The organism is Bradyrhizobium zhengyangense (genome assembly GCF_022012555.1).
Taxonomy (GTDB): Bacteria; Pseudomonadota; Alphaproteobacteria; order Rhizobiales; family Xanthobacteraceae; genus Bradyrhizobium; species Bradyrhizobium zhengyangense.
Genome location: NZ_JAKLTZ010000016.1, coordinates 69,838 through 90,162, shown reverse-complemented (window position 1 = coordinate 90,162; position 20,325 = coordinate 69,838). Strand labels below are relative to the sequence as shown.

The following is a 20,325-nucleotide window of genomic DNA, read 5'->3' as shown; positions in this document are numbered from 1 at the left end:
GCCCGCGTTACCTTCGCGCCCTACCGCGCCACGACTTCGACCTCGCCGTCGACGCCGTTGACGACGTTGAAGCCGCGCTCGTAGACCTTGCCCTCGTTCTTGGCGATGGCGCGGTATTCGCCCTCGGAGAGCACCACGCGCGGGAAGGCGCCGATCGATTCCTTGATCACGTCGCCGCCGGGCGTCAGCACCGACCATGCGGTGTTGGCGAGCGCCTCGCCGCCCTTGTCGCTGACGAGCTTGAGCGTGATCACGGCTGCGCGGTGGGTGATGGTGACGTCGGTGAGCTTGCCGGCCTGGACGCGGATGTCCGAGCGCACCACCGAGTTGGCGTCGCCGTAATTGGAGATGATGTAGTAGGTGCCCTCGGGCAGCAGCACGACGTCGCCGGCGGCGACGTTCGGCACCAGCGAGGCCCGCTCGCCGGACTCGAACTGGCTGCCCTTGTAGATCGCGAACGATATCTGGTTCTGCGGGATGCGGCTGGTGCCGACGCGGCCCTCGATGCGCAGGCCCCCGGCCGGCAGCACGAAGGACTCGCGGTCGGTCTCGGCTTTCAGGCTGACGGTGCGTACCGCGCTGACCAAACCGAAGGCGACGTGCACGACGTAATTGCCGGGCGGCAGCACGATGCTGGGCGTGGCGCTGCGGTCCTCCTTGATCAGCTTGAAAGTACCGTTCTCGTCGGGACGGTCGGAAAAGACGCGCCAGACCAGGCCGCCGTTGATCGCCGGAGAATCCTTGCCGTATCTCGCGGTCAGCGACAGCACACCCTGGCCCGGCACGGCCGCGTTGAGCGGCGCGGACGGCGGCACGGTCGAGACGGCCGGCGGCGGCATGCTGGGCGTATTCGGCTGGGTCAGGGTCGGCGGCAGGCTCAGGGGACCGGCGCCTGGACCGGACGGCGGCGCCAGGCTGACGGCGCCGCCGGGATCGGGCACCGAGGCCGGCGGCACCGGCGGCGGACGATCAGAGAAAAGCTGCGCCTGCGCAGCGTTTTGGCCTGAGGTAACGAGGCACGCAGCAACGATCAGCGCCGGCAGCAGCCTGCCGCCGCGCCGCCATCTGATGATGCCGTCACCCCCTGGAGTCATGCTTCCTGCTTTTCACCGAAAACGCGGCAAATTCAAGCCTCTGAAATCCCATGGATTACGGTTCTATGGAACCCGGTTGACGCCTGCGTGATTACATCTCTGAGGCAACGGGCCCTCGCCACACTCCTGCCCCCTGCGTCCCGAACGCTATAAACCATGCTTTGCCCTGTTTCTGGCGAAGCGGAAGCGCGGCGCCTACTCTGGAGTGAGGACGGCCCGGAGTAGGAGAGTTTCGGTGCTGGATATCTTGAGAGGTCGGGGTGTGAACGGCGCAAATGGCGAGAAAGTCGGTCTCGGCAGCATCCGCCGGCCCGTCATTGGTCTTGCCCTCGGCGGCGGTGCGGCGCGCGGTTTTGCCCATATCGGTATCATGAGAACGCTGCTGGCCAACGGCATCGTGCCCGATGTCGTGGTCGGCACCTCGATCGGCGCTGCGGTCGGCGGCGCCTATGCGGCCGACCGGCTCGACGCGCTGGAAGACTGGGCCCGCAGCCTGCAAGGCGTGCGCAACATCCTCGGCTATCTCGACATCCGCCTCAATGGCTCGGGCCTGATCGGCGGCGAGAAGCTCGCTAGCCGGCTGGAGGAATCGATCGGCCAGACCCTGATCGAGGACCTGCCGATGAAATATGCCTCGGTCGCGACCGAGGTCCGGACCGGCCACGAGATCTGGCTGACGCGCGGCCGTCTGGTCGAGGCGATGCGCGCCTCCTATGCGCTACCCGGCATCTTCTCGCCGGTGATGATCGGCGACCGCTGGCTGGTCGATGGCGCGCTGGTCAACCCGGTGCCGGTGTCGGCGGCGCGGGCGCTCGGCGCCGAGATCGTCATCGCGGTCAATCTGTCCACCGACATCTTCACGCATTCGACGACGATCCATGCGCATGGGGCGATGCCCGTGCCTGTCGCCACCCCTGTCGCCGAAGAGGTCCCGGCCAAGCGGCGCTTTCCGCGCATCTTCTCGCCGGAGAAGACCGTCAAGCGCGAGTTCTTCGGCAGCGCCGGCCGGCCCGGCATCTCGTCGGTGATGATCGATGCCTTCAACATCATGCAGGACCGCATCACCCGCGCGCGGCTCGCCGGCGATCCACCGGACCTCCTGATCACGCCGCGGGTCGGCCAATTCGGCTGGTTCGACTTTCATCGTGCCGAAGATCTGATCGCGCACGGTGCGCGCGCCGCCGAGCGCGCGCTCGAGTCGATCCAGGAAACCATCCACGTGCTCGCACCGGCGCCCCAAGGCGATGCGCCGAAAGCCGTCGAATGAGACGGGCTTAGGCCGTCTTGATGTAGTCGCGCAGGGCTTCCTGCTCGGACTCGTATTCCCGCACGCGCCATTTGACGATGTCGCCGATCGAGATCAGGCCGACCACCTTGCCGTTGTCGACGACTGGCAGATGGCGGAACTTGCCTGTCGTCATCATCTCCATCAGTTCGGCGACCGTGTCGGTCTCCTTGCAGCTCACGACCTTGCGCGTCATGACCTGGGAGACCGCCTCGTCCAGCACGCCGGCGCCACGCTCTCCGAGCACGCGCACGATGTCGCGCTCGGACAGGACGCCCTCGAGCCGGCTCTGGTCCATCACCAGCACCGCGCCGATCTTCTTCTCGCCGAGCAGCTTGACGGCAGCGGCGAGCTTGGCGTCCGGCGCGACGCTCATGATCTGATGGCCCTTGGTATTGAGAATGGAACGTACCGTCATTGTCGCCTCCCTGAATCGGCTCCGTCCGCTTTGCGCGGTCCGGACTTGTTCGCGAGTCTTCAACTAACAGTTTCAGCGCCGGTTTCACGCTCGAGCGCTTTGCGAAGTGCAGCTTCTATGAGCTTGCTGCTTCGGAACATTCTTCCGCAGAATGATGGATGAATTCGGGCTGCGCCGCAAGCGCCGCTTCAAATACCGTTTGAAATGTCCTGTGATGACGCATCCGCAGCATCATCGCTTCGCACGCGCGGCACGGGATCGAACAGTGCGAACAGCAACAGGCCGGCGAAAAAGCCGCCGATATGCGCTTCCCAGGCGACGCCAGCGCTCTCGCTGTCGACGCCGATCGCGCCGACGCCGAAGATGATGTTGAGGGCGAACCACACACCGAGGAAACCGACGATCCGACGATCGCGCAACGCCTGGACCAGCGGCAGTGCCGGAACTCTCGCGGCGGTATCGGCGTCCGAACGACTGAACGACAGGAAGCTGCCGCGCACGAAGGCGAACCGGATCGCCGCCGCCATTGCGCCCGAGACTGAGGCCGAGGCGCCGATCATCGGCACCACCGCATGCTCGTGGGTGACGAGATGGGCGAGCGCGCCGGCGGCGGCCGTCACCGCCAGGAAGACGAAGAAGCGCAGTGCGCCGAAGCGTCGCGCCAGCGCGCTGCCGAACGGCAGCAGCCACAGCACGTTGAAGGCGAGATGGGTGAGATTGGCGTGCAGCAGCGAATAGGTGACGAAGGTCCAGACCTTCGCGCCGGCGCCGCCCTCGAATTGCAGATTGACCAGGGAGGAATCGTAGCGCTTCGGGATGAAGCCGAACACGTCGATGGTCCAGTTCTCGAGTTCCGGCGGCAGCAGCACCCGCAGATGGATCAGCGCCAGCAGCACGACATAGGCCGTCAGCGGCCACGGCAAGGTCAGGATCGGCTCGCGCCGGGCCTCTTCGGCGACGACCGGATGGTTCGACGGGGGTTGTGACGGGGAATCCAAGGCGGTTTCGCTTTCAGGCGCGATCGAGGCAACAAAGCTGGAGATAGTCGCGTTTGCCGGCCTTGCGCAAGTGCACAAAAGGAAAAGGCAGGGCCCTGGGAAAGCCCTGCCTGTCCGTGTCGGCCTTTCCGACGCAACGGGAGAATAAGGTGTATCCCCACCCCTCCCCGCGGCCAGTGACCAAGCTGTTTGACGCCCGTGTACAGGCCTCGCCGAGAACCTGGAGAAAGCGGCGAGGCTTGCGACTGGAATCACCATAACAGGCGCGCGGGACACGCAAAGCGCATAGTTAATTTAACGTTAACGCCGTAAAGGCAGGCCTGCGGATGCCAAAAACGCCTCCGCGGCATGGACGCTGCAATTCCCCTCCTGCACAACATCAAAGGGATCTCAGGTGCGCTGAAGCGGGACAGCTTTGTCCCACGAGGTTGCGCCGAGGGTAAGCGTCGATCATGAAACATCCATCGAGCCGCGCATTCTTCGCGTATTGGGACACAAAGCGCGGTAGCGCGCGGGCTCCTGACCGGGCCGATATCGACCCGGCCGCGGTGCGCGAGCTGCTGGGCGACATTTTTGTGCTGTCCTGCGAGCCGAAGGCAGGCTTTCCGTTCCGCGTTGCCGGCACCCGCGTCTGCGCGCTCGCAGGCCTTGATCTCAAGGACCGGGACTTTGCCGCCTTGTTCACGGATGCGAGCCGCAGCGAGATCGAGGAGATCACGACCGTCGTCGCCGACGAGACGCTGGGTGCGATCGCCGGTCTCACCGCGCAGCGCGAGGACGGCAGCAAGGCGCATCTCGAGCTGCTGCTGCTGCCCTTCAACGCCCGCCCGCATACGCCTGTCAGCGTGACCGGCGTGCTCGCACCGTTCGACGACGAATGCGGCGCGCTCGGCCCGTTCACCCTCACTTCCTGGCGCTACCTGCACCAGCCGGAGAAATTGCTGCCGCGCACGATCCGCAAACTGCAGATCGCACGCGGGCTGATAGTGTATGAGGGGCTGCGCTAGGCAGCCTCCCTATCACGGCATCGCCAGATGCCAGGCGCCATTCAGAAAGCCGTCGCCGGTGATGTCGCCGGGCTTGGTGTCCTTGGCGAAGGTGTAGAGCGGCTTGCCCTTGTGCGCCCATTGCTTGGAGCCGTCGTCGCGGGTGATGATGGTGTAGCCGTCGCCGGGCGCGTCGCTGGCCTCGGCCTTCAGCGCCGGCCAGTTAGTCGCACACGGGCCGTTGCAGGCCGATTTGCCGTCCATGTCCTTGTCGAACGTGTAGAGCGACATGCCCTTGGCGTCGGTAAGCACGTTGCCCTTGTCGGTCTTGCCGGTCTTGGTCGGCGGCGCCGCGAACGCAGCCGAGGTGAGTGCGAGTGACGCTGCGAGCGTGAACACGAGGCGGATCGAGGATGTCGTCATGGTGTCTCCTGTCATGCAATTGGCTTGCACGGGGTAGGACGCCGCGGCCCCCGCACTATTCCTCGAAAGCGGGCAAAGATATTTTTGGCTGCGCGCATCAAGGGGGCGGAATAAATTGCGGCTGATGATACGGAATAGCGAAGATGAGCAGGCCACATTGGCGTCGTGCGCACATCACCGATCTCGAGGCGATCAGTGCGATCGCGGCGCGGATTCATCCCGATCTTCCCGAGCGGCCCGACGTGCTCGCGGAAAAGATGCGGCTCTCTCCGGATGGCTGCCGCGTGCTCGCCACGGGCAGCGGGATCGCAGGCTACGGTCTTGCACATCCCTGGATGCAGCAACAGATTCCGCCGCTCGACGGTTTCCTCGGCCAATTGCCTGAGGCCGCCGACTGCCTCTACGTGCACGACGTCGCCGTGCTGCCCGACGCCCGAGGCGGCGTGGCGCGCGCATATGTTGCGGAGATCGAACAGCTCGCGCGATCTTCAGGCATCACGACGCTTGCGCTGGTCTCGGTCTATGGCACGCGCGTGCTGTGGGAACGCCTCGGCTTCCAGCCCGTCACGCCGGATGCGGCGCTGCGCGCCAAGCTCGCGTCCTACGGCGCGAGCGCGACCTACATGCTGCGCGAGCTCGCCCGATAGGCCCCTGCCCCGCGACCGCTCAGCCGCGGTGCTTCTTCTTGTTCTTCTTACCCGACGCGCCTGGCCATTCGGTGACCGACGGCGCATATTTGGCGTCACCGGATTTGTCTCCGAATTTCTTGTTCTTCTTCCCGAATGCCGGCTTGCCAGATTTGCCGCCGTCGTGAGGCTTGAAATCACTCTTGGCGTGCGGCTTGCCCTGATGCTTGCCCTCCGGCTTTCCGCGCGGCCTGTCGTGAGGCTTCGGCCCCTTGGCGTTCCAGGTATCGTCGCTCCGGCGGGCGACTTGATTGTCGTCGCCTTGATCGCGCTGCGGAGCGCGTGCGCGCTTCTCCACCGGAGCCTGCTCCTGCGGCGCGCCCGTCACCAGCTCGATGCGGATGCTGTCTTCCTTGTCCGGACGCTTGACCTTGGCGGCGAAGGATTCGGCGACGCGCTCGGAAATCTCGAACTCGGTGGTGGTGTCGCTGATCTTGATCGCTCCGATGTCGCGCTTGTCGATGCCGCCGCGGCGGCAGATCATCGGCAACAGCCAGCGCGCCTCGGCATTCTTGCGGCGGCCGATGGCGGCCCGGAACCAGACGGTAGGCTCCGTCATCACATGTTTCGGCGATGACTTCCCCGCCTTGGCGCGAGGCCGCTCGGAGCGGTCGTCGCCACGCGGTGCGCGATCGTCGCGATGACGATCATCGCGCGGCCGGCTGCTTCGTTCACCGGGATCGATAATGTCTTCCGGCGACGGAAGCCGCGCGCGATAGAGCCGAGCCAGTGCTGCGGCGATGTCCTCGGCCGACCGCTCGGCCAGCAAGGCCTTCGCCAGCTCGAGATCGTCGGCGGACGTTTCCTCGGTGAACAACACGTCCTTCATGCGTTCATGATCGAGCTTGCGAATCTCATCCGCTTGCGGCGCCGTGCCCCAGTTCGCCTCGATGCCGGACAAATTTAACAGTACATCGGCACGCCGCCGTCGTATTGGCGGCACCAGCAGAACGCTCACGCCCTTGCGGCCCGCGCGCCCGGTGCGGCCTGAGCGATGTTGCATGACCTCCGGATCGTTCGGCAGATCGGCGTGAACGACGAGGTCGAGGCTCGGCAGGTCAATGCCGCGGGCGGCCACGTCTGTCGCCACGCAAATGCGGGCGCGTCCGTCCCGGAGCGACTGGAGCGCCAAGGTACGCTCGTTCTGCGTCAATTCGCCTGAGAGAGCGACCACGGAAAAACCGCGCTCCAGCAGCGCCGCCTGCAAATGCCTGACCGCATCGCGCGTATTGCAGAATACCAGTGCGCTCGGCGACTCGTAAAAGCGCAGCACGTTGACGACCGCATGCTCGACATCGCCGGCAGCGACCCGGATCGCACGGTACTCGATATCGGCGTGACCGCCCTCGTCGCCGGCGACCTCGATTCGAAACGCCTGCTGCTGATACTGTTTCGCAAGCGCCACGATGCCGCGCGGGAAAGTCGCCGAGAACAACAAGGTGCGGCGCGTCTCCGGCGTGGTCTTGAGGATGAACTCCATGTCCTCGCGAAAGCCGAGATTGAGCATCTCGTCGGCCTCGTCGAGCACGACGACCTTCAATTCCGAGATATCGAGGCGTTTGCGGCGCAGATGATCGCACAAGCGGCCGGGCGTGCCGACGACGATATGGGCGCCCGCGGCCAGCTCACGCTGCTCGCGGCGCGGGTCCATGCCGCCGACGCAGGAGACGACGCGCGCCCCGGCATGCTCATAGAGCCAGGTCAGTTCGCGCTGGACCTGCAAGGCGAGCTCGCGGGTCGGCGCGACGATCAGCGCCAGAGGCGCCGCGGCCTGCGCGAACCGCTCGGCATCATCAAGAAGGTCCCTGGCCATGGCCAGCCCGTAGGCAACGGTCTTGCCCGAGCCTGTTTGCGCCGACACCAGCAGGTCGCGATCGACGGCATCCTTGCCGAGCACGGCGAGCTGAACAGGTGTCGGTGAATCGTAATTGCGCTCAGCCAAAGCACGGGCAAGCGGCGGGGTCACGGCCGGAAAAGACACGGAATGGAAAACCTTGGTTGGTCCGGGCGCGGAGCGGAAAGAGCCGAGGGGCCTCGACGCTGCAATCACTGCAGAAGGCCCGGTCACACCCATCATGATTTTGATTTGGACGCTCTTTACGCCAGAAGCTGCCAAATCACCATGGCTTTGATGCATGGCATTGGCGACAGGGTGAACAGGTTCGGGGGCGCTCAGCCCTGCCTTTAGCGCGATTTCGGGCCGGAATGGCGGGCTTTTGCGGCCGTCGCGCCTGAATTGGGCTCGATCGGCCGTGCGAGGGAGGCATGCATGCCCTGCTTTGCCGCAAGGTAACAGCCATTGCAGCGCTCGGCAGGTTGACGGACACATGTCATGCCACGTCAGTCATGCCACCCCAAATCCTGCCTTACGAAAGAGTGCGACGTGATGGTGGTGAAGGTGAAGGGCGAGTTCACCTGGCACAGGCACGACGACACTGACGATTTCTTTCTCGTACTCAGGGGCAAGCTCGACATCGAGTTGCGGGACCGCACCGTGACGCTCGGCCCAGGCCAGCTCCATGTGGTGCCCAAAGGTGTCGAGCACCGCCCGGTGGCCCGTGAGGAGGTTCATCTGATGCTGATCGAGCCGACCGGCACGCCGAACACCGGCGACAAGGCCACGGCCGCGCCGCGCAAGCTCGCGTAGCAAGCGCGGCTCTAATCCCTCGATGTCACGGGCCTGCTGAAGCTTTCGGCGAGCCTTGCTCTCACCCGCGCGACAGAGTCCTTGGCCGCGTGACTTAGGGAGCGAATAGCGCGCCAGGCTTCGGTCGCCTGCAGCCATGCCCTCATCTCAGTGAATTTGCCGTAGGCCCAGGCGAAAGCCGGGATCCGCATCAGCTTGTCGCGCGTCAGATGAAACAGGCGCTCGACCAGCACCAGCTTGAGCAGCTCGCAGCCGACGAACGCCACCATACCGCTGAGGAACTGACCGGTCGCAACGAGGTACGCCGCAACCGGCTTGATCGGCTCCAGAATGAGCACGGGCACGGAAAACAGCGCCAACGACGGATAAGGCGGCAGCGATCTGATCCAGGCGCGCAGCCGCTTGAATTCGAAGTGCCGGGCAAGCCAAGCCGAGATCGGCCGCGCCACGGCCACGAACACCGCATCCACCAGGAAGTAGACGGCCGCCAGGAAGTAGGTGATGGGTTTCAGGATTCGCTTCACGGATACTCTCCCGCGAACTGAAAGCCGGAACCCGCGCTTAAGTTTCACGCCCAGGTGGATCATTCGCGGATTCTCTGTGGAACTTTTAGGGCATGCGGTTCCATCAATCTCAGATCTCGGCGTAGACCTCCAGTAGATTGCCGTCGGGATCGCGGAAAAACAGCGTGCGATGCCCGAAGGCTTGGTTTGTCGGTGGCGACGGCAGCACCACGCCGTGCTGCACGAGTTCCTCGGCGCAAGCGTCGACCTCGGTGGCCGAGACCTTGAACGCCAGTTGCAGTGAGGCACTCCCCGCCGGCGGCGGTGCATCAGTCGCCGTGCGGCTCGGTCGCGCCAATGCGAGCGTGTTGCTCCCTATCCCATACTCGATCCAATTCGGCGATAGCTCGCGCAGCAGGGATAGAGCGAGCACGTCCTCGTAGAAGCTACGCATCGCGGCCATGTCGCGCACGAAGATGACGGTGTAGTCGATCGCTCGGATGGCGCTGAAGGGTGAGCTGGTGCGGCTTGGTTGTTCGTTTGTCATCGTAGCTCTTATTCCAGATTCCGACTCGTAGCCTGGCGCAATGTCGGACCGGCAGCCCGGATTACGCCTGCGCTCCACCCGGGCTACTAGATCTCACTCCACCAGATCCGGCCACGGCACGATGGTCGATTTCACCGTCTTCATCGCCATCGCATCTTTCACGGCTCGCGCGACGCCCTCCTCCGTGAACGGATAGATCGTTTGCATCTTCAGCCAGGGATATTTATCGCGGGTGCGGTAGAGCATGTCGACACCGAGCGGGAGATCGTTACCCGTGAATCCCCAGGAGCCGAGCACGTTGAGGTCCTTGGTGCAGATGCGGTGCCATGAGGTCTCGATCGAGCCGGCGTCGGTGAACTGGCCCATCTCGACATAGGTGCCGCCGTCGCGCAGCATCTCAATGCCTTCGGGACCGGCTGAGGGGTGGCCCGAGCAATCCATCACGAGATCGGCGCCAAAACCGCCGACGATCTCGCGGACGCGCGCGATGCGCTCTTGCGGCGATGCGATCTCTTCGATGTTCACGGTGGCTTCCGCGCCAAACTCGCGCGCGAGTTTTAGGCGCGGCTCCTCCGGCGCGCCGACGCAGATGACGCGCCCTGCCCCCATCTCCTTCGCCGCTGCGACCGCCAAAATGCCGATCGGGCCGGAACCCTGGATCACCACGGTGTCGGCCCAGGTGAAGCCGCCGGCGCGGCTCGCGCGATTGAACGCGCGGATGCACGATGTCAGCGGCTCCGACAGCGCACCTAAGCGCAGCGACATATCGTCGGGCAGCTTGTAGATCTTGGTGCCTGGCAGCATGTCGAGATCGACATAGACATATTCAGCCCAGCCGCCCCACATGTGCGGCGCCTTGTCGAAGCCAAGGTAGCGGCCGTAATAAACCGGCGTCAGGCATTTGTTGGCGGTCTGCGGATAGTGAATGCAGTAATAACAGCGGCCGCAGGGCATCAGTGGCGGGATCATCACTTTCGAGCCGACCTTGAGCGGCTTGCTCATGAAGTCTTCCGTGAATTCATCGCCGCATTCGACGATGACGCCGCCGAGCTCGTGGCCGAGCGTGAACGGCCAGGGTAGCGGCTTCGGCCAGTGTCCTTTCAAAATATGCAAATCGGTGCCACAGACGCCGCACGCGCCGATCTTGATCAGCGCACCCTTGCGACCGACCTTCGGCCACGGCACGGTCTTGATCACGGGCTCCGAGCCCGGTCCGGCGTGGGTGCATACGCGGATTGAATCCATGGCTGTTTCCTCGCGGCCCGTCTTGTGTTGAATGATGGCGCGGGCTCGGACAGAGCGTATGTGAGGTTCGGCCAGATGCCAACCGAGGCAGCGATCATAGGTGCCGCGGGCGCAATCCTGCCAAGGTGATCGTTTGAACCCAATCCCCCAAAATCCCGTAGCCGCGTCCGGCTCGTTCGCGGCGATGAAGTCCGTGCCGTACCGGCTGCAGTTCATCGCCTATGTGCTGGCGATGATGGCGGATAATATCGAGCACGTGATCAGCTATTGGGTGGTGTTCCAGAAATTCCACTCGCCGACGCTGGGCGGCTTTGCCGTGCTGTCGCACTGGCTGCCATTCCTGCTGTTCTCGGTCGTGGTCGGCGGGCTCGCCGACCGGTTCGACCCGCGCCGCATCATCCAGTGCGGCATGTTGCTGTTCATCGTCGCCTCGGCGGGATGGGGCTTCTTCTTCATCACCGACACGATCCAGATGTGGCACGCGATGCTGCTCCTGGTGATCCACGGCTGTGCCGGCGTGCTGTGGCAGACGCCGAACCAACTGCTGCTCTACGATCTAGTCGGTCCTGCCGATCTTCCGAGCGCGGTGCGGCTAAATGCAATGGCGCGTTATCTCGGCATCCTGGTGGGGCCGGCCGTGGGCGGTCTCATCATGCTGACGCTCGGCACTTCGCACGGCATCATCTTCAACACGCTGTTCTATCTGCCGATGCTGCTGTGGCTGTTCTGGGCACCGGTCCGAGACAAGAGCGTCGCCATGCGGCGCTACGCCGTGCGCGGCTTTGCCGACATCCTGCTGACGATGCGCGCGATCGGCACCCAGCCGGTGCTGATGGCGATGACATGGCTTGCCGGCCTCACCTCCTTCATGATTGGCAATGCCTATCACGCGCAGATGCCGGGCTTTGCCGGCGATCTCGGTCATGGCGATCCTGGCGTGTCCTACAGCGTGCTGCTCGCGGCCGACGCCGCCGGCGCGCTACTCGCCGGCATCGCGCTGGAATCCTGGGGACGGTTGAAGGGCACGGCGCGCACGGCGATCACGCTCGCGATGCTCTGGAGTGTCGCGCTGCTCGGCTTCGCCGCGGTGCGGATCTACCCCGTCGCGATCGTGCTGCTGTTCTTTGCCGGCTTCTTCGAGCTTTCCTTCAACACCATGGCCCAGGCGCTGGTTCAGCTGAATGCGCCCTCCGACATTCGCGGTCGTGTCGTCGGCCTCTATAATATGGCGGGACTTGGCATGCGCGCGTTCAGCGGCATCACCGTCGGCGTCTTTGGTGCTGCGATCGGGATTCACTGGTCGCTGGGACTCTCGGCCGCAGTGCTGCTGGCGCTGCTGTGCCTGCTCTATGGGCGGGCGACCAGGAAAGCCTAGGGGCCCGGTCGTCGGCCCGGGACGGCTGCGCTCCTCCGGTCCGGGAACACTGGGATACTGCCCGCCGCTGATGTGGCTTTTTGAACGCATTGTGTCGGTCCGTCATCGCCACGCCAAATCATAACGCGGCGTTAACCCTATGCACCTTAGGGTCGTGTCGGACTCCGCCCGGGCGGGGGGTCGGGTAGTGAAAATGGCGTTGGCGAACAAAAAATTTCTTCCGGCCGCCGAGGAACGTCGGCGTTTCCAGCGGGTGAAGGTGCACCTGCTCGGCCGTTACATGCTGCCGGATCGCCGTGAATTCCCCTGCCAGGTGATCAACATGTCGCCGGGGGGCCTTGCGCTGCTCGCGCCCGGCATCGGCAATGTCGGCGACCGCGTGGTCGCCTATCTCGACCATATCGGCAGGGTCGAGGGCAAGATCACAAGGATCATCGACAACGGCTTCGCGATGACGGTGGGCGCGACGCCGCGCAAGCGCGACAAGCTCGCGGCCCAGCTGACCTGGCTCGCCAACCGCGACATCCTCAATTTGCCGGAAGACCGCCGCCACGACCGTATTGTGCCGCGCAACCCGATCGCGGTGCTGACGCTCGAGGACGGCACCAAGATGACTTGCCGCATCATCGACCTGTCGCTGTCCGGTGCCGCCATTGCTGCGGAGAACCGCCCGCCGCTGAAATCGATCGTTCTGCTCGGCCGGGTCCAGGGCCGCGTGGTGCGAAACCTCGAGGACGGCTTCGCGCTCGAGTTCATGCACGCGCAGCCGATCGAGACTCTCGAAGAGAGCGTTACCGCGCGGTAAAGCGCGACAGCGCCAAAACCCCTGTTTTACCAGCTCTGAAGGCGGCCTCTGCGATGCAGACGCCGCCTTTCTCGCGTCTTGCAGCGGCCGCGGGCGGGTTAACGCGCGGCCTGTTCATGCCCCCAACCAGCGGTTCCGCCAGCGTTTCCGCGTTAATCCCTAAAATTTGAATCAATTGCAGTATTTTCGAATTTTAGTCGAATTCTATTCAAGTATAGATCGAATTCGCCGCCAGTTTTACTTGCATTCGTCTCGACTTGACTTGGTCGACTTAGCGGCAACTCAAAAGCTCCGTGCGAAATGTGGTCCCAACAAGAAACGGGGGCCGCAATGTTGGACTTCAGGGGACAGGGAAAGGCACTGGCGCTCGCCGCCATGCTGTTCGGAATGAGCTCGGCGGTGCAGGCCGGCGAAAGCCGTCTGCTCTACGCGAGCCTCGGCGACACGACGCGTGCGCCGATCGGCTGGGTCGAGTTTTGTGCAGAGAACGCCGCTCAGTGTCAGGGCGGAGCGACGCAGCCGCGCGACATCGTGATGTCGCAGGCCGCGTGGCGCGACCTGACCAAGGTCAATCGCTGGGTCAACGAGACGATCAAGCCTTTGACCGACCAGGAGCACTGGGGCGTCGTCGAGAAATGGTCGCTGCCGACCGACGGCTACGGCGACTGTGAAGATTACGTGCTGCTGAAGCGCAAGATGCTGATGGACGCCGGTTGGCCGCGCGAGGCCCTGCTCATCACGGTCGTGCGCGACAAGAAGGGCGAAGGACACGCGGTGCTGACGGTGAAAACCGACAAGGGCGAGTTCGTTCTCGACAATCAGAACGAGAACGTCGTCGCCTGGACGGAGACCGGCTACCGCTTTGTCAAGCGCCAGTCGCAGAGCGATGCCAACGTCTGGGTCTCGCTTGGCGATACCAAGCCGGCGGTCTCGACCGCCAGCGCGAGAGACCAGTAGTTCGATCAGTAGAGACAAACAAACGAGTTACGCGACCCGGTCACATCCCCACCCCTCCCCGTCCCAGACCGGTTCGCGCGCGGCCAGCCATCCCCCAATGGCTGGCCGCAACTTTTTGGGGCTTGTGTTCCAAGCTCTAGCGGTCTGCCGGAGCGGCAAGAGCGAGTTGCAAGCCGGCACGCAAGGCCGAACCGGGATGACGACCGAATTGCGAGGCGAGGCCATTGTTGTCCAGCGTTGGCGCGAACATCCTGAGCCGCTCCGCCATCCGGTGGGACTCCTCCACATCCCCTGTCAGCGCATAGGCCGCGGTCAGTCCGGCCCAGCCGCGGGGATAGCGCGGATTGAGCGCGACCGAACGTTTGAACAGCGCGATGGCCTCCGGATATCTCTTCAATTCAAGCTCGCCATTACCGGCAAACTCCAGCCAGATCGGCATGATCGGATCGCGCGGGCTAAGCCGGATCGCGTAACGCACATGCGCGAGCCCCTCCGCGGGGCGGCCCGAACGGATCAGCCCGTTGCCGATCTGCGCATGCGCGCTGGCATCGCTGGGATCGATCCTTATCGCGCGCTCCAGATGCTCCATTGCCTCCGGCAGCGTCGGCAACGTGTTGAGCGCGAGCGCGAGATAGAAATGCGCGTTGCTGGAGTCGGGATCGCGTTCCAGCACCTTGCGCAGGATCTCGATCGCCGCCTTGCGATGCGCCCTCGACTCGGTATCCAGCACCTGCGCCCCCATCCGGGCGTGATAGGCGCCGATGCCCGTGAGGGCGCGCAGATTCTGCGGCTCCTTCTCCAGCGCGCCCTCAAACAGCGCCAGCGCCTGGCGATAGCCGTCAAGACGCACCTCCGACAGCGCAGCCCAGCCGCGATAGGCGAGCGCGGCGGCGTCCGAGCTCTGCGACAGGCGCGAGCTCTCGATCGGCAGCATCTCGAACTGGAGCTCGCGGGCGAGCCGCGCGACGATCTCGTCCCGCAAGCCCTGCCGGTCGGCGCCATCGCGTTCGATCCGGCTGCTCCAGATCGACAGCCGGCTCGAAGGATCGACCAGCTCGACATTGACGCGCAGCCCCTCCTCCTGCCGCCGGACGCTGCCTTCGAGCACGTAACGTACCTTCAACTCGTGGCCGAGCCTGCCGACATCGATCGGCTGACCGGCGAAGCTGCGTGCCGTTTGCTGCGAGATCACGCGGAACGACGGCAGGCGGGACAGCGTGTTGGTGAGATCATCGGTCAGCATGTCGGCGGTGAGCTGGAGATGGTCGTCCGCGGCGCCGAGCGTCGTGAAGGGCAGCACCAGGATCGGCACGAGGCCGTTCGGGAGTGTCACCTCGCCGCCTGAGGACGGCGAACGCCAGAAATCGCCGGCCTCGGGGGACGCCCCCGCGGCAAGTTCCGCGACATCAGTATGCTGCCGCGCGCGCAGCTCGAACAGCGCGCCCAAAGTCAGGACCAGCACCAGACCGGATCCTGCCAGGACCCTTCCCACCATTTGGCGCAGCGCGCTCTTTTTGTGTCTTGGCGCAACCGCCGCCGGCGACAAGCGCGGCGCATCCGGGATAGCTGGTGCAGCTGCGCAATCGACCGCAACCGCGCGATCGGCTTCGACAGCGCTGGAGCGCAAGCCGTCGAGCATCTCGCGCGTCGCCTTCTCGGGGCCGACGCCGAGCTCGCGCTGCAACACATCGGCAAATCCGGCGGCGCGGGTCAGCGCCTCATGACGGCCGTGATAGCGCGCATAAAGTGCGATCGCGAGCCGCTGGACATCCTCGCGCAGCGGATCGAGCGCGATGAGTTGCTCGACCGCTGCGATCGCATCGTTGGGATCCGTGACGAGATCAGGGCGCTCGACAAATGTCGCGCAGAGATGCGCCGCTGCAAGCTGGAGCCGCGTTCGCTGACCGGCCACCCACTCCTCGATGCCCTCCTCATCAATGTGATGACCGGCGAGAAAGTCGCCGGTGAACAGACGCGCGGCAAGCGCAAGCTCCGCGGCCTTGGTCGATCGCGACAGCTGCTCGAATTCGCGCGCGTCGATCGACCATAGCTCGCCGTCGAGCCGTACCACTCCCGCGTCGGCGATAACGAGCGATGGACCAAGATGCTTGCGCAGCATCGCCAGCGCCTGCCGCAGGCTTTGTCGGGCCTGCTGGTCCGAACAGTCCCCCCACAACAGCGTCGCGAGCTCTTCGCGCTGCGCCGCGTAGTCACGGCTCATGGCAAGATAAGCAAGCAGGACGCCGGACTTGCGCGTCGGCAGGGCGATTGCCGAGGACTGGTCATGAATGGTCGTCACGACCAAGCGGCCAAGCAGCCGCAATCGCATGGTGCTGCGCGATGTCAGTTGCGGACCCACACCGGCTCCTCCCCCTAGCGACGGTTGATCCGCTCTTTTCACGCGATCCTACGAGCGCCACCGGCGAGGGCAAGTGGGATAGGTCACACCTTCCTGCCGGGTTTCACGTTTTTTTTGCGCTCCCGTGACGGCGGCTACCGCACTGTTTCGAATCTCGATGTGCGACAGCGCGGGAGGCTGGATTTGGAAGCGCTGCAACATCCGGCACGATCGTCAGAGGCACCGCGTCCGCGACGTCGTGAGCACCGATATCACCAGGCGTTTTTCCGTTCAGGCACTCAGAAAATTCATTGAGGAGGACTCCATGCAATTCAATTCACGCATTGATTTGGCCGGCAGCCTTGTCGTTCTTGGTTTGCTCGCCGGCGTCGGCCCGGCCTCAGCCGATTTCGATGGTCCCAGGCTGAAGGATCCTACGGCTTCACGGGATCGGCCGAATGCCTGGTCGCGCCGGGTCATGTCGGCGATCCGAACGGCCCGGGGCTTCCCAACCCAACGCCGGGCGTTGCACTGCCGAACTCGGGATTCCAGACCAATCTGCGCCCGAATGACGCCGTGCCGGGATCCTCGACAGACGCCTATGCCAACTCATTCGCAGTGGAAGGCATCCGCAAGTTCAACGGCAATGGCACCGGCACCGTGAAAGGCACCGTGGTCGGCATCACCATTCGTCCCACCCCCGGCCCCGGCGGCTTTCCGCATTTCCCGCCGGCCGCCGGCTCCGCCGATTTCAGCTTCTCTTTTACCTACACCGTCAACGAGGACGGGACCTGGACCAGCACCATGGTGCCGGGCAGCTACACCGAGACGCACCTGACCGGCCCGCGGACTGGCCAGACCTCGACGGTCGACGCGATCCCGCCGACGACGGGCATAATCTCCGAGGACGGCAAGACGCTGACCGCGGCGCATGTGACGACAGCCGTGGAAACGCATACCTACTCTAATGGCGATGTCGAGCCGCGGATCTGCCATCGCTCGCGAATCTACATCAAGCTCAGGCACAGCGATGACGATGACGATCAAGGCAACGGCAATCATTAGCCGTGGCTGATCGTCCTTCCGCCCCGCGCGACCGCCATGCCGCTCTGGCGGTCGCGATGAGTCTTGCCTGCGGCCTGATTGCCCCGGCCAAAGCCGACATTCGCGTCGACGGTGATCTGCAGGCATTACAGTTGCAGACAAGTGGCGACAGCCTTGCCGACGTTCTGGCCCGCTTCGACAAGCTGTTCGCAGTGAAGGTCCGGTCCGCGGTCCCGCTCATGAGCGAGGTCAGCGGCAGCTACTCCGGCACACTGTCGCGGGTCGTGGCGCGACTGCTCGACGGCTATAACTATGTGATCAAGATGGATCGCGACGTCACCGAGATCCTGGTGTTCGGCCGCGGTGGCGAGGTCGCAATCGTGCCGAAAGTGAAGCCTGCGGCTGCGGCAAAGACAGTGACGGCCCGCTGGCGTTGACGGCGACTCCGGCCGGGAGGCGCACGCGCCTCTCGGCCTTACAATCCCACAATCCCACGCCGCCCAAGGCGCGATGCTCAGCGTGGCAGAACATTCTTGTAGATCTTGCCGTTCTTCATGATCACCACGAAGTTCTTCGCGGGGTCCTCGACCAAGTTGATGTTGTCGAGCGGATTACCGTCGACCAGCAGAAGATCGGCGAAGGCGCCTTCCTCCACCACGCCGAGCTTGCCCGGATATGGATTGCGCGGGCCGGACAAACTCAGCAGTTCCGCATTGGTCGACGTTGCCATGGCCAGCGCTTCGGCCGGCGTGTACCAGCGTGTCAGTGCCGCCAGCATCGAGCCCTGCTTCTCCGCTAGCGCCTGCGAGAACAGGACGTCGGTGCCAAACGCGGTCTTGAGGTGGTATTTCCTGGCCAGCTCATAGACACGGTCCGTGCCGGCGACAACCTGCCGCAGCTTGTCCTGCTCCGCCGGCCCAAGCCCGGCACCCATGGACATGTCCAGGAACGGCTGGGTGCTGAGCCAGATTCCCTTCTCGGCCATCAGCTTCGCGCTCGCTTCGTCCATGAGATGGGCGTGCTCGATGCACTTCACGCCGGCTGCAATCGAGCGTTGGATCGCAACCGGCGTATAGGCGTGCGTGGCAACATAAGTGCCCCAGTTCTCGGCGGCCTCGACGGCGGCGCGCAGCTCGGGCTCGGTGAAGGTCGAGACGTCCAATGGACTGAACGGCGAAGCCACGCCACCGCCCGCAGTCAGCTTGACCTGGGAGGCGCCCTGCATCAGCTGCTCACGTGCGCGCACGCGCACCTCGTCGGGACTGTCGGCGACCATGCTGCCGCCGATCCGCTCCATGCGGCTGAGCATTCCGCCGATGGTTCGCGGCAGGTCGGAGAGCTGGCGGAAGTCACCGTGGCCGCCGGTGATGGTGATGATGGCGCCAGACGGATAGATGCGCGGGCCGGCGACGAGATCCTCGTCGATCGCCTGCTTGAGGCCGAAGGTCGGTCCACCCATGTCGCGTATCGTGGTGAAGCCGCGCATCAGCGTTGCAGTCGCCTCGCTTGCAGCAACAAGATTGTTGTAGCCGATATCGCCTGCAAGCGCCGCCATCGGCGTCGGGCGTACCAGCATCGCGTGCCAATGCGCATCGATGAGTCCAGGCATCAGCACCCGGCCGCCGCCGTCGATGACCTGGCCAGTGGCCGCGATATCCGCGATCGAGATCTTCTCGATCTTGCCGTCCCTGACGAGGACATTGGATGGCGCCGAGAGCGCTGCGTTCTTGCCATCAAAGATCTTGACGTTGCGGAACAGGACGGCGCCGTCCTGCTGAGCCGGTGCAGGCGATGCGCTGCAGACGATCGTCGCGAGCACCGCCGTGAGGCCGATCCGCCTACGCAATCCCGACATGTTCAACTCCCCGCTGGGGTGCCGCTATGCGGCCACTGCGACAGGTCGCCAGGCAAAAGTCAGCCAGCCGATGTCATGGGAGAGCGAGAGTTGATGCCTGCCATCAGGCAGAGTCAATTTGCAACTATAGGGCGATTCTGCATTACAGCCATTCGAGTCCAACGGAGATGCATTTCCAGAAACATTTATCGGGAAGTTGCGGCACATAAGTAAGCGAGGCTGCCTCGCTTGCATCGAACTCTATTCAAAAGTCGAGCAATAGGAGCAACCGACAAATCAACGAAAGATTGCAACCATCACAGTCAGGCGCAACGAAGGATCTTCGCGGCCATAGCCGAGCGATGCGGCCCGCTTACGCGCCGAGCACGTCGGCAAGCCGCAACTTGTCCGCGGCGGGATCCTTGAGGAACAGCTCGGCTTCGATCTCATTCAGATGCGACAGCATCTGCGTGCGCGCCGCCTGCTTGTCGCGCTTGCGGATCGCGGTGACGATCTCGGCATGATGATCAGTGCCGCAGGCGGGCGTGTCGTGGCGGCGATAGAGCAGGATGATCAGCGAGGAGCGCGCGATCAGCTCCTTGAGGAAGCCGAGATAGATGCTGTGGCCGCTCATCTCGGCGATGAGCCGATGAAAGTCGCCGGAGAGCCGGACCGAGGCGCGCGCGTCGCCGCGCAGCTCGGCTTCCCGCTCCTCAGTGAGGTGTTGCTGAAGGCGCTCGATCCACGCGGGCGAAACGGCATCAACGGCGTGATCGACGATAGTGGGCTCGACCAGGCGGCGCGCCTCGAACACCTCGCGGGCATCCGCGGGCGTCGGGCGCGCAACAAAAGCGCCGCGGTTCTTCTCGATATTGACGATGCCCTCATGCGCAAGCTGTTGCAGCGCGGTGCGGACCAGCGTGCGGCTCGCCCCATAGATCTCGCCGATCTCATCCTCGCCAAGCTTGGTGCCCGGCAACAGGCGATGCTCGAGGATCGCCGCGGTCACGCCCTCCCTGATCCGGCTGACGCGATCGCTCACGTCGGGCGCATCGGGTTTCGGGCGGGATTTGGCGGCCATCAGTTCGAAGTGTGGGTTTGAGGGCGCGATCAGCGTTCGGCCTTCGATGGTAATCGACG

The 20,325-nt window shown here is 64.3% G+C and carries 20 protein-coding genes; 9 read left to right on the top strand and 11 right to left on the bottom strand.

Annotation, left to right across the window (positions count from 1 at the left end):
• Window positions 1-20 precede the first annotated feature (20 nt).
• Window positions 21-1,094, bottom strand: a complete 1,074-nt coding sequence (locus tag L6639_RS35585) for a hypothetical protein (protein WP_237866272.1) — start codon at window positions 1,092-1,094, stop codon at window positions 21-23.
• Window positions 1,095-1,329: 235 nt separating this feature from the next.
• Here L6639_RS35585 and L6639_RS35580 point away from each other — a divergent pair, with 235 nt between their 5' ends.
• Complete coding sequence (locus tag L6639_RS35580; protein WP_237866271.1) at window positions 1,330-2,361, top strand: patatin-like phospholipase family protein; 1,032 nt, start codon at window positions 1,330-1,332, stop codon at window positions 2,359-2,361.
• A 7-nt stretch (window positions 2,362-2,368) separates the two neighbouring features.
• Here the strand turns inward: L6639_RS35580 and L6639_RS35575 are convergent, their stop codons facing one another.
• Window positions 2,369-2,797 (bottom strand): CBS domain-containing protein, encoded by a 429-nt coding sequence (locus L6639_RS35575; protein ID WP_237866270.1) that lies wholly within the window; start codon window positions 2,795-2,797, stop codon window positions 2,369-2,371.
• A 188-nt stretch (window positions 2,798-2,985) separates the two neighbouring features.
• Window positions 2,986-3,795 carry a rhomboid family intramembrane serine protease gene (locus L6639_RS35570; RefSeq protein ID WP_237866269.1) on the bottom strand — a complete coding sequence of 270 codons (810 nt, stop codon included), beginning with the start codon at window positions 3,793-3,795 and terminating at the stop codon, window positions 2,986-2,988.
• A gap of 452 nt (window positions 3,796-4,247) precedes the next feature.
• Between L6639_RS35570 and L6639_RS35565 the strand changes: the two genes are divergently transcribed.
• Window positions 4,248-4,802 carry a PAS domain-containing protein gene (locus L6639_RS35565; protein ID WP_237866268.1) on the top strand — a complete coding sequence of 185 codons (555 nt, stop codon included), beginning with the start codon at window positions 4,248-4,250 and terminating at the stop codon, window positions 4,800-4,802.
• A gap of 12 nt (window positions 4,803-4,814) precedes the next feature.
• Here the strand turns inward: L6639_RS35565 and L6639_RS35560 are convergent, their stop codons facing one another.
• A complete protein-coding gene (locus tag L6639_RS35560; RefSeq protein WP_237866267.1) occupies window positions 4,815-5,204 on the bottom strand; it encodes a COG4315 family predicted lipoprotein in 390 nt (129 codons plus the stop codon).
• 143 nt (window positions 5,205-5,347) lie between these two features.
• Between L6639_RS35560 and L6639_RS35555 the strand changes: the two genes are divergently transcribed.
• A complete protein-coding gene (locus L6639_RS35555; RefSeq protein ID WP_237866266.1) occupies window positions 5,348-5,851 on the top strand; it encodes a GNAT family N-acetyltransferase in 504 nt (167 codons plus the stop codon).
• Window positions 5,852-5,870: 19 nt separating this feature from the next.
• Here the strand turns inward: L6639_RS35555 and L6639_RS35550 are convergent, their stop codons facing one another.
• Window positions 5,871-7,871, bottom strand: a complete 2,001-nt coding sequence (locus L6639_RS35550) for a DEAD/DEAH box helicase (protein ID WP_237866265.1) — start codon at window positions 7,869-7,871, stop codon at window positions 5,871-5,873.
• A 351-nt stretch (window positions 7,872-8,222) separates the two neighbouring features.
• Between L6639_RS35550 and L6639_RS35545 the strand changes: the two genes are divergently transcribed.
• On the top strand, window positions 8,223-8,537 hold the full coding sequence (locus L6639_RS35545; RefSeq protein WP_237866264.1) for a cupin domain-containing protein: 315 nt from the start codon (window positions 8,223-8,225) through the stop codon (window positions 8,535-8,537).
• Between the two features lie 11 nt (window positions 8,538-8,548).
• Here L6639_RS35545 and L6639_RS35540 read toward each other — a convergent pair whose 3' ends face one another.
• The 3 genes from L6639_RS35540 to L6639_RS35530 form a co-directional block, all read right to left on the bottom strand.
• A complete protein-coding gene (locus L6639_RS35540; protein WP_237866263.1) occupies window positions 8,549-9,061 on the bottom strand; it encodes a hypothetical protein in 513 nt (170 codons plus the stop codon).
• Window positions 9,062-9,170: 109 nt separating this feature from the next.
• Entirely contained in the window at window positions 9,171-9,587 is a 417-nt protein-coding gene (locus tag L6639_RS35535; RefSeq protein ID WP_237866262.1) for a VOC family protein, read from the bottom strand.
• 93 nt (window positions 9,588-9,680) lie between these two features.
• Window positions 9,681-10,832, bottom strand: a complete 1,152-nt coding sequence (locus L6639_RS35530) for a zinc-binding dehydrogenase (RefSeq protein ID WP_237866261.1) — start codon at window positions 10,830-10,832, stop codon at window positions 9,681-9,683.
• A gap of 133 nt (window positions 10,833-10,965) precedes the next feature.
• Here L6639_RS35530 and L6639_RS35525 point away from each other — a divergent pair, with 133 nt between their 5' ends.
• The 3 genes from L6639_RS35525 to L6639_RS35515 all read left to right on the top strand — a co-directional run bounded on the left by L6639_RS35525 (window position 10,966) and on the right by L6639_RS35515 (window position 13,969).
• Window positions 10,966-12,207 (top strand): MFS transporter, encoded by a 1,242-nt coding sequence (locus L6639_RS35525; protein WP_271604696.1) that lies wholly within the window; start codon window positions 10,966-10,968, stop codon window positions 12,205-12,207.
• Between the two features lie 193 nt (window positions 12,208-12,400).
• Window positions 12,401-13,012 carry a PilZ domain-containing protein gene (locus tag L6639_RS35520; protein ID WP_237866260.1) on the top strand — a complete coding sequence of 204 codons (612 nt, stop codon included), beginning with the start codon at window positions 12,401-12,403 and terminating at the stop codon, window positions 13,010-13,012.
• A 330-nt stretch (window positions 13,013-13,342) separates the two neighbouring features.
• Window positions 13,343-13,969, top strand: coding sequence for a transglutaminase-like cysteine peptidase (locus L6639_RS35515; RefSeq protein WP_237866259.1), 627 nt, complete (start codon window positions 13,343-13,345; stop codon window positions 13,967-13,969).
• A 136-nt stretch (window positions 13,970-14,105) separates the two neighbouring features.
• Here L6639_RS35515 and L6639_RS35510 read toward each other — a convergent pair whose 3' ends face one another.
• Window positions 14,106-16,328 carry a tetratricopeptide repeat protein gene (locus L6639_RS35510; protein WP_237866258.1) on the bottom strand — a complete coding sequence of 741 codons (2,223 nt, stop codon included), beginning with the start codon at window positions 16,326-16,328 and terminating at the stop codon, window positions 14,106-14,108.
• A gap of 555 nt (window positions 16,329-16,883) precedes the next feature.
• On the opposite strand from L6639_RS35510, the gene L6639_RS35505 reads away from it, so the two are divergent.
• Together L6639_RS35505 and L6639_RS35500 are read left to right on the top strand one after the other, a co-directional pair.
• Window positions 16,884-17,372, top strand: a complete 489-nt coding sequence (locus L6639_RS35505) for a hypothetical protein (RefSeq protein ID WP_237866257.1) — start codon at window positions 16,884-16,886, stop codon at window positions 17,370-17,372.
• Between the two features lie 2 nt (window positions 17,373-17,374).
• Window positions 17,375-17,788, top strand: a complete 414-nt coding sequence (locus tag L6639_RS35500; protein ID WP_237866256.1) for a hypothetical protein — start codon at window positions 17,375-17,377, stop codon at window positions 17,786-17,788.
• 77 nt (window positions 17,789-17,865) lie between these two features.
• On the opposite strand, the gene L6639_RS35495 is transcribed toward L6639_RS35500, so the two are convergent.
• Window positions 17,866-19,206 (bottom strand): metal-dependent hydrolase family protein, encoded by a 1,341-nt coding sequence (locus L6639_RS35495; RefSeq protein ID WP_237866255.1) that lies wholly within the window; start codon window positions 19,204-19,206, stop codon window positions 17,866-17,868.
• A 352-nt stretch (window positions 19,207-19,558) separates the two neighbouring features.
• Complete coding sequence (locus tag L6639_RS35490) at window positions 19,559-20,266, bottom strand: GntR family transcriptional regulator (RefSeq protein ID WP_237866254.1); 708 nt, start codon at window positions 20,264-20,266, stop codon at window positions 19,559-19,561.
• Between the last annotated feature and the right edge of the window lie 59 nt (window positions 20,267-20,325).